Origin of the sequence: Sanyastnella coralliicola, assembly GCF_030845195.1 — a bacterium.
GTDB lineage: Bacteria > Bacteroidota > Bacteroidia > Flavobacteriales_D > Sanyastnellaceae > Sanyastnella > Sanyastnella coralliicola.
Genome location: NZ_CP132543.1, coordinates 2,878,886 through 2,891,617 on the forward strand (window position 1 = coordinate 2,878,886; position 12,732 = coordinate 2,891,617).

Annotated in this window: 14 protein-coding genes; 10 read left to right on the forward strand and 4 right to left on the reverse strand. The window is 47.1% G+C overall.

Annotated elements, in window-relative coordinates; genetic code table 11:
• Positions 1–11 precede the first annotated feature (11 nt).
• The 8 genes from RA156_RS12030 to RA156_RS12065 all read left to right on the forward strand — a co-directional run bounded on the left by RA156_RS12030 (position 12) and on the right by RA156_RS12065 (position 8,819).
• Complete coding sequence (locus RA156_RS12030) at positions 12–1,202, forward strand: FtsW/RodA/SpoVE family cell cycle protein (RefSeq protein ID WP_306640348.1); 1,191 nt, start codon at positions 12–14, stop codon at positions 1,200–1,202.
• On the forward strand, positions 1,189–2,295 hold the full coding sequence (gene murG / locus RA156_RS12035) for an undecaprenyldiphospho-muramoylpentapeptide beta-N-acetylglucosaminyltransferase (protein WP_306640349.1): 1,107 nt from the start codon (positions 1,189–1,191) through the stop codon (positions 2,293–2,295). The genes RA156_RS12030 and murG overlap by 14 nt, the downstream gene beginning before the upstream one ends.
• Positions 2,292–3,674, forward strand: a complete 1,383-nt coding sequence (gene murC, locus RA156_RS12040) for a UDP-N-acetylmuramate--L-alanine ligase (RefSeq protein WP_306640350.1) — start codon at positions 2,292–2,294, stop codon at positions 3,672–3,674. The genes murG and murC overlap by 4 nt, the downstream gene beginning before the upstream one ends.
• Positions 3,671–4,441, forward strand: coding sequence for a cell division protein FtsQ/DivIB (locus RA156_RS12045; RefSeq protein ID WP_306640351.1), 771 nt, complete (start codon positions 3,671–3,673; stop codon positions 4,439–4,441). Before murC ends, RA156_RS12045 begins: the two co-directional genes overlap by 4 nt.
• 10 nt (positions 4,442–4,451) lie before the next feature.
• Complete coding sequence (ftsA, locus tag RA156_RS12050; RefSeq protein ID WP_306640353.1) at positions 4,452–5,726, forward strand: cell division protein FtsA; 1,275 nt, start codon at positions 4,452–4,454, stop codon at positions 5,724–5,726.
• 198 nt (positions 5,727–5,924) lie between these two features.
• Positions 5,925–6,338: a VOC family protein gene (locus tag RA156_RS12055; protein ID WP_306640355.1), complete on the forward strand. Its 414-nt coding sequence runs from the start codon at positions 5,925–5,927 to the stop codon at positions 6,336–6,338.
• A gap of 152 nt (positions 6,339–6,490) precedes the next feature.
• Positions 6,491–8,293, forward strand: coding sequence for a cell division protein FtsZ (ftsZ, locus tag RA156_RS12060; RefSeq protein ID WP_306640357.1), 1,803 nt, complete (start codon positions 6,491–6,493; stop codon positions 8,291–8,293).
• 79 nt (positions 8,294–8,372) lie between these two features.
• A complete protein-coding gene (locus RA156_RS12065) occupies positions 8,373–8,819 on the forward strand; it encodes a GatB/YqeY domain-containing protein (RefSeq protein ID WP_306640359.1) in 447 nt (148 codons plus the stop codon).
• Here the strand turns inward: RA156_RS12065 and RA156_RS12070 are convergent, their stop codons facing one another.
• Positions 8,820–9,329 carry a hypothetical protein gene (locus tag RA156_RS12070; RefSeq protein ID WP_306640361.1) on the reverse strand — a complete coding sequence of 170 codons (510 nt, stop codon included), beginning with the start codon at positions 9,327–9,329 and terminating at the stop codon, positions 8,820–8,822.
• A gap of 140 nt (positions 9,330–9,469) precedes the next feature.
• Between RA156_RS12070 and RA156_RS12075 the strand changes: the two genes are divergently transcribed.
• Positions 9,470–9,928 (forward strand): hypothetical protein, encoded by a 459-nt coding sequence (locus RA156_RS12075; RefSeq protein WP_306640362.1) that lies wholly within the window; start codon positions 9,470–9,472, stop codon positions 9,926–9,928.
• A 2-nt stretch (positions 9,929–9,930) separates the two neighbouring features.
• On the opposite strand, the gene RA156_RS12080 is transcribed toward RA156_RS12075, so the two are convergent.
• On the reverse strand, positions 9,931–10,914 hold the full coding sequence (locus RA156_RS12080; RefSeq protein WP_306640363.1) for a hypothetical protein: 984 nt from the start codon (positions 10,912–10,914) through the stop codon (positions 9,931–9,933).
• 69 nt (positions 10,915–10,983) lie between these two features.
• Here RA156_RS12080 and RA156_RS12085 point away from each other — a divergent pair, with 69 nt between their 5' ends.
• Positions 10,984–11,613 carry an FISUMP domain-containing protein gene (locus RA156_RS12085; protein WP_306640365.1) on the forward strand — a complete coding sequence of 210 codons (630 nt, stop codon included), beginning with the start codon at positions 10,984–10,986 and terminating at the stop codon, positions 11,611–11,613.
• On the opposite strand, the gene RA156_RS12090 is transcribed toward RA156_RS12085, so the two are convergent.
• Positions 11,598–12,329 (reverse strand): sulfite exporter TauE/SafE family protein, encoded by a 732-nt coding sequence (locus tag RA156_RS12090; protein ID WP_306640367.1) that lies wholly within the window; start codon positions 12,327–12,329, stop codon positions 11,598–11,600. The genes RA156_RS12085 and RA156_RS12090 overlap by 16 nt on opposite strands.
• Before the next feature lie 44 nt (positions 12,330–12,373).
• On the reverse strand, positions 12,374–12,724 hold the full coding sequence (locus RA156_RS12095) for a hypothetical protein (RefSeq protein ID WP_306640369.1): 351 nt from the start codon (positions 12,722–12,724) through the stop codon (positions 12,374–12,376).
• Between the last annotated feature and the right edge of the window lie 8 nt (positions 12,725–12,732).

The window sequence follows — 12,732 nt, forward strand, 5'->3', positions numbered from 1 at the left end:
TATCCTAGATCATGCAAGCGGTACTCAAGCGACTTCAAGGCGATAAGGTAATTTGGATGATAGCAATTCTATTGAGCTTGCTGTCTATCCTTGCCGTGTACAGTGCAATCTCTGCGCTGGCATTCCGTGATGGAGCACACTCGCTGAAGTACCTTTTCAAGCACACGATCATTATTGGAATGGGCTTCGGGGTCATGTTTGTGATCCATAAAATGCGCTTCAAATATTTCAGTCGTGTGTCCATGATCATGATTTGGGTCGCAATCGGATTGCTTGTCCTCACGTGGTTATTCGGTTCCAACGTGAACAATGCCGTTCGATGGCTTAAAATCCCAGGTACTGGGTTGACATTCCAAACCTCTGACTTCGCAAAGATTGTGTTGATCACCTTCGTTGCCCGTCAGCTAAATGTCAACCGCACCAAACTGCATGATTTCAGAAATGGAGTGATGCCAATCCTCTGGCCAATATTGGCTGTTTGTGGATTGATCTTCCCATCCGATCTCTCTACCGCCGCGCTCATCTTTATGGTTTGTTATCTGATGATGTTCTTCGGTGGAGTACCGATCAAGCACTTGCTCAAAATTGCCGGTGCTGGGGTGGCTGGCATTCTGCTTCTCATATCCCTAGGCAAAGGTGCTCCTGACGTATTCCCTCGTTTTCAAACGTGGGTAAATCGTATTGAGAACTTTGGCAGCGATGAAGGAGAAGGGAACTACCAGAACAACTTAGCTCAAGTAGCTATCTGGAAAGGAGGCTTAGCACCAAGCATGCCTGGTTCTTCGCTAGCGCGGAATTACTTACCGCACCCTTACAGTGATATGATCTATGCATTTATCATTGAAGAGTACGGTGCCATCTTCGGCGGACTCGGTCTGTTGATGTTGTACCTCATCCTGCTCTTCCGATCCATTCGGATCTCGCTTAAATGTCCGAAGCATTTTGGAGGCTTATTGGTTTTGGGCCTCTCCTTTATGATCGTATCGCAGGCCTTTGTCAATATGGCCGTAGCCGTGAACCTCTTCCCAAATACAGGGCAACCGCTACCTATGGTAAGTATGGGGGGAACCTCGATGATCTTCACCGCACTAGCCATTGGAATGATCCTATGTGTTAGTCGAAGCGTGTACAATCAAGAAGAATGGGACACTGAGAGCGTAGAGATCAACAACGAAATCAAGAACACCCATGTCTCTGAATAGCGTCATCATTAGCGGTGGCGGTACAGGAGGCCACATCTATCCTGCGTTGGCTATCGCCGATGAGATCAAACGTCGATACCCTGAATGTGAAGTACGTTTCGTTGGTGCCGAAGGGCGCATGGAAATGGAAAAAGTACCCGCAGCAGGCTATGAGATCGACGGTTTGTGGATTACAGGTATTGAACGAAAGATTCTTTCTAAGAAGAATCTCCTCTTCCCTTTCCGTTTGATCAGCAGCTTAAGCAAGGCAGGTAAACTATTGAAGAAATACAAACCACAGGCAGCGGTTGGTGTCGGTGGTTTTGCATCTGGACCTCTCTTGCGAAAGGCTTCAGGTAAGAATATTCCATGCCTAATTCAGGAGCAGAACAGTTACCCTGGAATTACCAATAAGCTATTAGCTAAGCGTGTTCAGCGCATTTGTACCGGCTTCCCGAATATGGAGCGTTGGTTCCCAAAAGATCGAATCATTCAAACGGGCAATCCACTGCGTGGGGCCATTGCATCTATTGATGGGAAACGTGACGAAGCGATGCAGTTCTTCAACCTCGACCCTTCGAAGAAAGTGGTTTTCATCATGGGAGGTAGTTTGGGAGCTCGATCTGTAAACGAAGCCGTAAAAGCAGCCATCCCTGAATGGAAAGCAGCTGGAGTGCAAGTGCTATGGCAAACAGGCAAACGCTTTCACGAAGCGAACGAGCAATGGGCCACAGACAATGGCCATGACGACATCAATGTCTTAGGTTTCATCAACCGCATGGACCTCGCTTATGCGGCGGCAGATGTCATTGTATCTCGTGCTGGTGCAATGTCTATTGCCGAGCTATCAATTGTAGGTAAACCAAGCATCTTCGTGCCTTCACCTCATGTCGCAGAAGATCATCAGACGCATAATGCGCGTTCGCTAACCGACGTTGGAGCCGCTATTCTCGTCAAAGACAACGAAGTCGTTTCCGCGCTAGCGAAAGAAGTATTACACCTCATTGAAGACACCGCAAAGTGTCAATCATTGAGCGTTGAATTGAAAAAGCACGCTCGCCCAAATGCGGCGGCAGCGGTAGTTGATGAACTTGAAAAGATCGTAGCCCAATGATCAACCTCCAGCAGAAAGAAGTGATCTATTTTATCGGTATCGGTGGTATCGGTATGAGTGCATTGGCGCGCTACTTCAATCTGGTAGGGAAGCAAGTAATGGGGTACGATAGAACTTCAAGTCCGCTCACTACCGAGCTGGAAATGGAAGGTATTCCTGTTGGTTTCAAAGACAGCGTAGCCGATTTGCCTTCAGTGGTGCGCATGACACCGAAAGAGAAGGTACTCGTTGTTTACACCCCTGCAGTTCCGAAGACACATCGCGAACTGAACTGGTTTGTAGAGAACGACTATCAAGTAGAAAAAAGAAGCAAAGTTCTGGGTGCCATCACTCAGGATCATAAAACGATAGCGGTCGCCGGAACGCACGGTAAGACCACCACAACCTCATTAATCGCACACATTTTACACGATTCCGGACATGGATGCAATGCATTCTTGGGAGGGATCACTGCTAACTATTCATCCAATCTCATCTTCGATCAACCCAATGCCTGGTACGTAGTAGAGGCCGACGAGTTTGACCGTTCATTTTTAGCACTTTCACCGGATGTTGCAGTGATTACCTCCCTGGATGCTGACCACCTGGATATCTATGGTACCCCAGAAGAAATGGTATCAGCGTATCAACAATTCGCAGATCTCACTTCTAAAGATGGGTACCGACTTGTGTGCGATAAAGCATTCAATCAGCTCAATCGACCGGGAGTCTCATACGGCTCTCAAGCACAAAGTGCGTTCCGCGCTAGCGATGAAAGGCCCGAGAACAACACTTATGTGATGGATCTTGAAACACCGCAAGGCACAGTGAAGAGCATTCCGCTTCCTATGCCCGGAGAACATAACAAAGAGAACGTCACTGCTGCGGTGGCAGTGGCGCTTCACCTCGGCGTTGAACACGAAGCAATTCGTCAATCATTGGCCACATTCAAAGGCGTGAAGCGTCGTTTTGAATACCAACAAGGCACGGGCGATATCGTGTTTATCGATGACTACGCACACCACCCGGAGGAGCTGAAAGCCACGATTGAAGCGGCGAAACAGCGCCATCCAGGAAAGCGGGTTACGGGTGTGTTCCAACCTCATCTTTTCAGCCGGACAAAAGACAACATTGACGGCTTTGCTCGAAGCCTCGAATTGCTTGATTCTATCTTCTTGCTCGACATCTATCCGGCAAGGGAAGAACCTATCCCAGGCGTTGATTCACAATGGCTTTTGGATAAAATCAATGCACCCCACAAGAAACTCGTCGACAAATCGGCGTTATTGAGCGAATTAAAGCAGGATGATCCCGAAGTGTTGCTGACACTTGGGGCTGGAGACATTGACCGCATGGTTGAACCAATACGCATCATGCTGAAAGAGAAAGAATTACAGTGAAAAAGCGCATCAAACAAATCATCAAATGGGGAAGCACTGCTGTGCTTGCTTTGGTGCTGCTCGGTTTTGCCAATGCAGACCGAAACGATGCGCGCTGCTGGAAATTCGACGTTCAAGTAGAGCACTTGAGTGGTTTATACTTCATCGACGAGGCCTTTGTTCGCGAGCAAATTCACAACATGGGTCAACCTGTCGTTGGGAGTTTGATGGACAGTCTTGACATCACAGACATGCGTTCTCGCATTATGCAATTGCCCTCAGTGAAAGAGGCTACGGTCTACAAAACAGTAGATGGTTGTGTGAAGGTGAAGGTAAGCCAGCGCAGTCCGCTTTTCCGAGTGATCACAAAGAATCACGGGAGCTACTATGTAGATAACGAAGGGGGAAGAATGCCGCTTTCAAATCAATACACGGCTCGTGTTCCTGTGATTACAGGAAATATTGATGTGCCTTTCGCTAGCGCGGAATCAACGGAACGCGAAGAAGCGTTGATTCAGTCGTGTTTTGATCTCATCAAGCATTTCGAAGGAGATCCATTTTGGTCTTCACAGGCAGAGCACTTCGTGGTTGACGCCAACGGAGACTTTGTGATGATCCCAAGAGTGGGTCGCGCTGAGATCGTCATTGGAGACGAAACCGAACTGGATTCGAAGCTTCGTCGACTCAAGGCTTTCATGAAAGAAATGTCGCACAAGAATAATCTCAACAAGTATAAACGCATCAACGTCAAGTACCGTGACCAGGTGGTCTGCGAACGGTTCTATTAATCAATAGCTCATGGAGAACTCAGAAATCATTGTAGGTCTAGACATTGGTACAACCAAGATCGCCTGCCTCGTAGGTCGCAAGACTGAACACGGAAAGATCGAGATCCTCGGGTACGGGAAGAGTGATTCTGTTGGAGTCACCCGTGGAGTGGTTTCGAATATCGAAAAAACGGTAGCTGCTATTCGCGAAGCGGTAGAAGAAGCAGAAAAGAACTCTGACGTAGAGATCAAAGTGGTGAACGTTGGTATCGCTGGTCAGCATATTAAGAGCCTTCAACACCGCGGGTTGCGCACACGTGACAACCTCGATGATGAAATCGAACAGACGGATATTGACGCGTTGGTGAACGACATGTACAAGTTGGTGATGCTTCCGGGAGAAGAAATCATCCACGTACTGCCGCAAGAATATACTGTTGATAACGAACAAGGAATCAAAGATCCTATCGGGATGTCTGGAATTCGCCTCGAGGCGAACTTCCATATCATTACCGGACAGACGGCTGCTGCCCGTAACATCTACAAGTGTGTTGCTCGCGCCGGACTAAAAGTGGATCAATTGATCTTGGAACCATTGGCGTCTTCTGAAGCTGTACTTTCTGAAGAAGAGAAAGAAGCAGGTGTGGCATTGGTAGATATCGGTGGTGGTACTACTGACATCGCGATCTTCCAAGATGGGATTATTCGCCACACCGCGGTAATTCCTTTCGGAGGTAACGTTATCACTGACGACATCAAACAAGGATGTACGATTCTTCGTCCTCAAGCAGAACAGCTCAAGCGCAAGTTTGGTGCTGCCCTCGCACTGGAGATGAAAGAAACTGAAATCGTATGCATCCCAGGTCTTCGTGGACGTGACCCGAAAGAGATCTCGCTCAAGAACCTCGCTCAGATCATTCAAGCCCGTATGGAGGAAATCGTAGAACACGTGTACTACGAAATCCGCAGCAGCGGCTTTGAGAAGCAGTTGATTGGTGGGATCGTTATCACCGGTGGAGGTAGCCAACTGAAGTACATCACCCAACTCTTCGAATACGTAACAGGTATGGATTGCCGTATCGGTTACCCGAACGAGCACGTTGCCAAAGCTCCAAACAAAGAGCTCATGTGGCCGATGTACGCAACCGGTGTTGGTCTTGTTATCAAAGGCTACGACCAGCGCAACGGAACACAAGAAAACGACGAAATGACTCCTCAAGAAACTCTTCAAGAATCACAAGACAAACGCGGAATGCGCAAGTTCTTGGATAGCGTTCGCGATTGGTTCGAGAACGAAGAAGAATAGAGGAAGAATTAGAGTTAGAATAAGAATTAGAAATAGAGGAAGAATGGAAGGGGCGCAGATTTGCGCCCTTCCTTTTGGAGACGAGAGACGAGGGTCTGGAGACTAGAGACCAATAACTAAGGACCAACAACTAATAACCGCGTTCCGCGTTCCACATTCCCCCCACCGCGTTCCGCATTCCGCAATCCGCATTCATACATGAAAAGAGTAACTGGCATTGGTGGTGTTTTCTTCAAGACACCCGACCCCAAAAAAACCCGCGAATGGTATTCAAAGCATCTCGGTTTCGACACCGATGATTATGGCACTAGCTTCGAATGGAAGAATAACGCTAAGACCCCAGGCTTCACTGCGTGGAGCACTTTTGGTGAAGGGAGCGACTACTTCGGCGAGGGCGGACAAGTATTCATGATCAACTACCGAGTAGCTGATTTGGAAGCGTTGATCAAGGTCCTTAAAGAGGAAGGTGTGCAGGTAGTCAAAGAGATCGAGATCTATGAATACGGGAAGTTTGCTCACATTCTTGACTGCGATGGATTGCGTCTTGAACTATGGGAACCGTATGACGAAGAGTTCGATAAAATGATCAGTGCCAGAACGAAACCGGAATAGGTCGCGTATTGCCCCCACTTTTCAACATTCGAAGGTGAATCACTTGTAAAAGTTCTTGTCACCTCGTAGCCCAATTTCTACATCTTGTGTATGCTGTCAGAAGCATTGACAAATCTGACTAAACACCTCTATTTCAGCCCAATATATTGAGAATGGAAAACCAGAATTTCGAGCCCATGCGTTTTGACCTGCCGAAAGAGCAATCTTCAATCATTAAGGTCATCGGTGTTGGAGGAGGCGGTAGCAATGCCGTCAATTACATGTACGAGCAAGGCATTAAGGGAGTAGACTTCATGGTCTGCAATACCGATGCGCAAGCATTAGACGCTAGTCCGGTGCCAGTGAAGATCCAGTTGGGAGAGACCTTAACGCAAGGACGCGGAGCAGGGTCTCTACCAGAAGTTGGACGAAACGCAGCGGTGGAGAACCTGGAAGATGTGAAAGCCATTATTGGTGAAAACACAACAATGGTATTCGTTACGGCCGGAATGGGCGGAGGTACTGGAACAGGAGCTGCTCCAGTCATTGCACGCGCTGCCAAAGAAATGGGCATCCTTACCGTTGGTATCGTGACGATTCCTTTCATTTTCGAAGGTCGTCGCCGTTCTCAACAAGCTGACTCAGGTCTTGAAGAAATGCGCGATGCAGTAGACACACTGCTCGTGATCAAAAACGATAAGCTTCGCGAACTCTTCGGAAACCTTCCGTTGAAGAAAGCCTTTGACCATGCTGATGAAGTACTGTGTACTGCAGCTAAAGGAATCGCTGAAGTAATCACACTTACCGGACAGATCAACGTCGACATGAACGACGTGAACACTGTGATGCGCGATTCGGGCGTTGCGATCATGGGATCTGGACGTGCATCTGGAGACGGACGTGCAATGTTCGCTGTTGAACAGGCATTGGAATCTCCTCTATTGAACGACAACGACATTACAGGAGCGAACTTCGTTCTCCTCAATATCACTCACGGTTCTGAAGAAGTCCTCATGGATGAAATTTCAGAAATCACGGATTACATCCAAGATCGCGCTGGAAGCACCGCCGAAGTCATTTGGGGATACGGACCAGACGAAGCACTTGGAAGCGACCTTTGCGTGACCGTGATTGCCACTGGATTCTCTCAAAATGATATTGATGCGGGAATCCCGCAAAAGCCAGTGGAAGTGAAGAAATTCGATCTTCCAATGGACAACGTGAAGGAAGTAACTCAAAAAGTTGACAAGCCAACGTCAAACAATGAGCCTTTCATCGTTGAGCAGCCGAAAGCTGAAGAGCCGTTCTTGGTAAAACCTACACCAGAACCAACACCAGCTCCAGAACCGGCAGCGCCTACCAATGAAGACGAAGTAATTCGTCACACCTTGGAGGAAACAACTCAAGAAGAAGAATGGGAAGCTCCTGCGAACGACCAGCCAATGCTGTTTGAAGTAGAGTCTCCAATCACTGCTTCTCAAGAGCCAGTTGCTCCTATCCAAGAAGAGGAACCAGCACCGGCGAACGACGCATTGAAATTTGAGCCTGAAACTCCGGAAGAAACACACTATTTCACCCTTGATGGTGCAGAAGTGACCAAGGATGAATTGCTCTCCACCTCCCCTACTGACAGCGTACAGTTCACCGATGAACTCTCTGTGACTCCAGAACAGGAAGAACCGACAGCTAACGAAGGACAAGACGCTCAGCCTACACGTGAAGAGTTGATGATGCGCAATCGCGAACGCGAGCAGCGTATCCGTGAAATCTCAATGAAGCTGAAGACACCTAGTGGATTGAGTGACCTGGAAAGCGAACCGGCATTTGTTCGTCGTCAAATCAACCTTGATAACACTCCGCACTCATCTGATAGCACCGTATCAAAGTTCTCTTTGGGTGAAGAAGAAGATGAAAATGGAAAACGCAGAGCACAGCTCCGTGACGATAATTCATTCCTACATAACAATGTAGACTAAGCACAATAGTTTTCTCAATAAAGGGCCGGATGATCAACAGATCGTTCGGCCTTTTTTACTTTTGTCGAAAATCAGGATCATGAACATTACAGAACAGATCACCGCAGACATCAAAACCGCAATGAAAGCCAAAGACATGGCAACACTTCAAGCATTGCGTGATATCAAGTCTAAACTCATGCTAGAGATGACCAAAGATGGGTCAGATGGTATCGACGAAGGTGTGGGTATTCAGATCCTGAATAAACTCTACAAGCAGCGCGTTGATGCTGCTGCTATCTACAAAGAGCAAGGACGTGCAGATCTTCATGATGAGGAAATGCAACAGGCTGAGGTGATCAAGCAATACTTGCCTGAGCAACTCAGCCCGGAAAAACTTCAGTCTACCGTAGAAGAAATCGTAGCTCGTGTTGGAGCCTCTTCTATGGCAGATATGGGTAAAGTGATGGGAATTGCATCCAAAGAACTCGCTGGTAAAGCTGACGGAAAAGATATCGCCAACGTAGTGCGTGCTCTTCTCGGCTAATTACTTCATCGCTTCTTTCTCAGATTTCTTGTAAAGGCGTTCTACTGTTCGCCACATGCCGTCGAGCACCTCAAGGTCAGGCACCATGGCCTTTTCGTAGTTGTCATAATACCAACGTACGATGGGCTGCTCTAGGTCTTTGTAATCAATGCCGTCCACAGGACGGAAGAGTGACATGTCCATTTCGACTACATGTCCTTTCTTCTTCTTCGGCTTGCACTTCTTTGCATCAATCACGACGCGTTTGTTCACGAAGTCTTCACCTCCGAACTCGAGCGTGTACTCATGTCCTAGTGGAAGATTAAAGATGTATTCTCCTTTGTCGCTGCTTTTGAAAGCCACGTAAATCTCGTTGTCACGATACACAATACATCGTGTATCTGGGGCATTGGCCTCGTTGTCGCTGCCATATACCTTCTCTACCGTAAATCCATAGATGAGGAAATGTTCCTGGTCGATCGGCTGGAGAGAGTCTTCAGTTGGCGCTGATACCATTAGCATCGCAGCCATGAGGAAAGAGTAAAGCGTCATGTCACAGTATTTGTCCGCTCGCGCGGAGGTTCGTCTGTGTTTTTACGCTAGAAACTGAAATCGGTTACATCCTCCTTATCGTTCGGGCTATTCATGTTGAGAATGTATCTTAGATAGTCATGAGCAGAATCGCCTTCTTTCTTTCTGTTATACTTCTTGGCTCTGGTTGCACAAAGAACAACTTCGACGGTGACCTTGAGCCGCTAGTAGGTCGATGGAAATGTGTTAAAACAACCGTCTCTTCAACAACTGGTGAACCAGGATATCCCTGGTACACTTCAGAAACCAATCTTGGCTTTGAATTTGAAGTTGAAATTCATCGTCGCGGTAGAGTCTGTTTATTCTCAGATGGCAACAAATTGACTTGCTCAAGAGTCAAGAATATTGAACAAGATGAAAATTCAATTCGCTTTGAATGTCCTGGTCTCGAAGATTATGTGAAAATGTACAGCTCCACCTCACGGCTATGGTTCGATCAATTCCATCATGATTCCATTACCACAAGTGGATTCAACTTCATCCCTGTAAACAGTTTCGGTACGGAACATGCTGACTACACCTTTGTCAGGGTCGAATAGCATCATTCAAACTCAGCAAAAGGAATCCTCAATCGCCAATAAGCCCCGAACTCGCCTTCATTTCCGATGTAGACAATGAAATGGTCTTCCGCGAAAGCGTACATGAATTGACGCATTTCTTTCGGTCGATAATGGTACTCATTCACCTCTAGGTCAGGGTGATCCTTGTTCCAATTCACGACGTGCTTGTGTACCACTTTTCGCCAGTCTTCACCTAAAATTTCTACAGGATCAGGAAACTCATCAAAGTCCCGTGGGTCAAAAGTCAACCCAATCATTGTACCTCTGATATCTCTCGAAGGATTGCCATTTAACGAACCCGCGTACTTCTCGCACCGGACGCATCTTTCTAAGGCCTGATCTCCCCGAGGGGAGAGATAGTTGATCTCTGGAAGTTGCGGAATTCCTTCTTGTTTCATGATCTCACCCATGGCCTGCTTGGTGGTGTCCAGCTCACCCTTAAGTGCCATTCGCTTTAATCGGAAGGCCTCCACTTCTGCGGCGTACTTGTCATCCCACGGCATATACACTTCTCTGATCTCCATGCTAATCATGGTGTCTGAGAAGTAAGTAACGAAGGGGTATCGGTATACATCGTAACCGTCGTCACATCTCGAAGCGCCACCGGCAATCAGGCTGTTCATTTTGTGATTTAGCGATAGAATGGCTGAATCACAGTCTGGCACATTTATGTATTGCGCTTCGCATAAATCACCTGTTCGATGCAGTAGCTGAAGTAGTCCACATCCTTCAGCGCCATAAGCTGCGGTATCTTGGTGTATGCGAATCTTGCGGTAGTATCTCCTAGAAAAACAGAGCTCGCGATCACTTTCACGTACCGGGTTGATAGGCGACAATACATGACCTGTTTCTGTACCCTCGGCATTGATTGGTGCATAGTGCACCGGACCAACACAATAGTCTAGTTGAGCCGAGAGCTCACAACCAAGAATTAGGAGGACAACAATTGCTAGAATTCGCATCATTCAATATTCATATACAAGTAACAACAATCCTTTAGACTTGAACGTTGCATAAGCGCAACTAAACTTCTCATGAACTACGCTCTCATTCTCTTTTGGGCTGTGTTCGCTATCGCGGAATCGGACACTGAACACAACCAAAAGATCTCCTTTACTGATGCGCGCGATGCCCAAACCTATGAGGCAGTTCGTATTGGTTCTCTCTACTGGATGACTTCCAATCTCAATTTCCATACCGAAGGATCGGTCCCTGCCTTGTCTGAAAAAGAAATCAAAGGAGAATGGGGCCGCTTATACCCTGCTACAGAATATCATTCAGTTTGTCCTGACGGATGGCGCTTACCTAGCACTCAAGACTGGCCCGAACTGAAAGCCATGATAGATGAACTAGGTGTAGAAGCATTTATGGATGGCAGTGAATGGGAACAGCACAAATGGGCTTCCAACTCAACGGGACTCTCACTTGTTCCGGCTGGTTTCAAACATAAACGACACTACCTCCATCAACACGTCAACTGCTCTTTATGGTTCGACAACCTAACATCAGAAGACGGCGAAGAACTCTGGCACTTCCACATGGACGGAACGAACAACCTAGAGCCCTACTATTTTCATTCCCACGCTGAAGAAGTCTACAAGCTGTACTTTGCGATTCGCTGTGTCTGTGAGATAGAAGACTGGAAACCTCAGCCTCCGAAGTAGAGCTTGACGAGCATCACTACTCCTGAAATTACCATCATGGCGATTACCCATTGCATAAAGCGCTCTTCACTCATGTGCGCAAGCCAGCGTTTGCCGATAACATTACCAAAAGCGGCTCCCAAGCCAATGCACAATCCATAAGGCCAGAGGTCGGCTGTCAACACCCCGAAGAATCCATAAGTGGAAAGTTGTACGATGGCAACAAGGAATGAATTGACTGCTTTCGTCGCAACAAGCTCTTCCTTGGAGACCCCGAAATTCATGTAGAATGGATTCAATACTGCCCCCGTAGCACCAACCACCGAACTCACGAAACAAACGAGTCCGCCTAAGGGCGCAAACATCCACAACTGCATTGGGAAAGAGCGCGACTTCCGTCCAAAGCGGTATTGGAAGATCGTGGTTATCAAGAAAATCCCAATCAACGCTTGCACCCATCGTAAGTCGAGATGGGCAAATAACCATGCCCCAAAAAAAGCACCTACCCATGCTGCCGGTAAATAGACTTTAACAATATCCCAACGAATGAATTTCCGGAACAGTATCACTCTTGTAGGACGCCCTAGGAAATTCCCTAACTGAACTACTGGTGGTACTAAATTCATGGAAAAAAAGGAACCTACCATTGGTACTAACAACAACGCTCCTCCTCCGCCAGCTATAGTCGAAATTGTGAAGGCGATAATTCCCGCAAGTACAAAGAGAAAGTAGTCCATAAAAACGGCCGAATTCTCTAGAAGACATTCGGCCTGGAATTTAATTAATCATCTGATTCGTCATCATCCTCATCATCGGTATTCACCCCTGAAGAACGTGATCTTAAGTATACCAGATTGATGAGTTGGTCACTTCCCGATTCCTTTGAATAAGTCATTTGGAACCATGCTCCCTTGTACAACAAATCATTTGTCAAATCGTATTTATACGATTGATATTTGGGATAAGACCTCAAAACAATGACATCTCCTTTAGTCTGAGAGAAAGTGAACGTGCTATCGGTCCCGTTAATCTCTACACCGAGAAATTCAACCTCCACCGAAATTGGCTCTTGACCCAACACAACCCAGGAAGTACCGAGCATTGCGATCAATAGAAAAATCATCTTTTTCATAATCAAAA

Bases quoted from the DNA above. Each gene is read 5' to 3' on its own strand.
- RA156_RS12030 (WP_306640348.1), top strand. From the start codon at position 12: ATGCAAGCGGTACTCAAGCGACTTCAAGGCGATAAGGTAATTTGGATG.
- murG (WP_306640349.1), top strand. From the start codon at position 1,189: ATGTCTCTGAATAGCGTCATCATTAGCGGTGGCGGTACAGGAGGCCAC.
- murC (WP_306640350.1), top strand. From the start codon at position 2,292: ATGATCAACCTCCAGCAGAAAGAAGTGATCTATTTTATCGGTATCGGT.
- ftsA (WP_306640353.1), top strand. From the start codon at position 4,452: ATGGAGAACTCAGAAATCATTGTAGGTCTAGACATTGGTACAACCAAG.
- RA156_RS12055 (WP_306640355.1), top strand. From the start codon at position 5,925: ATGAAAAGAGTAACTGGCATTGGTGGTGTTTTCTTCAAGACACCCGAC.
- ftsZ (WP_306640357.1), top strand. From the start codon at position 6,491: ATGGAAAACCAGAATTTCGAGCCCATGCGTTTTGACCTGCCGAAAGAG.
- RA156_RS12065 (WP_306640359.1), top strand. From the start codon at position 8,373: ATGAACATTACAGAACAGATCACCGCAGACATCAAAACCGCAATGAAA.
- RA156_RS12070 (WP_306640361.1), bottom strand. From the start codon at position 9,329: ATGGCTGCGATGCTAATGGTATCAGCGCCAACTGAAGACTCTCTCCAG.
- RA156_RS12075 (WP_306640362.1), top strand. From the start codon at position 9,470: ATGAGCAGAATCGCCTTCTTTCTTTCTGTTATACTTCTTGGCTCTGGT.
- RA156_RS12080 (WP_306640363.1), bottom strand. From the start codon at position 10,914: ATGATGCGAATTCTAGCAATTGTTGTCCTCCTAATTCTTGGTTGTGAG.
- RA156_RS12085 (WP_306640365.1), top strand. From the start codon at position 10,984: ATGAACTACGCTCTCATTCTCTTTTGGGCTGTGTTCGCTATCGCGGAA.
- RA156_RS12090 (WP_306640367.1), bottom strand. From the start codon at position 12,329: ATGGACTACTTTCTCTTTGTACTTGCGGGAATTATCGCCTTCACAATT.
- RA156_RS12095 (WP_306640369.1), bottom strand. From the start codon at position 12,724: ATGAAAAAGATGATTTTTCTATTGATCGCAATGCTCGGTACTTCCTGG.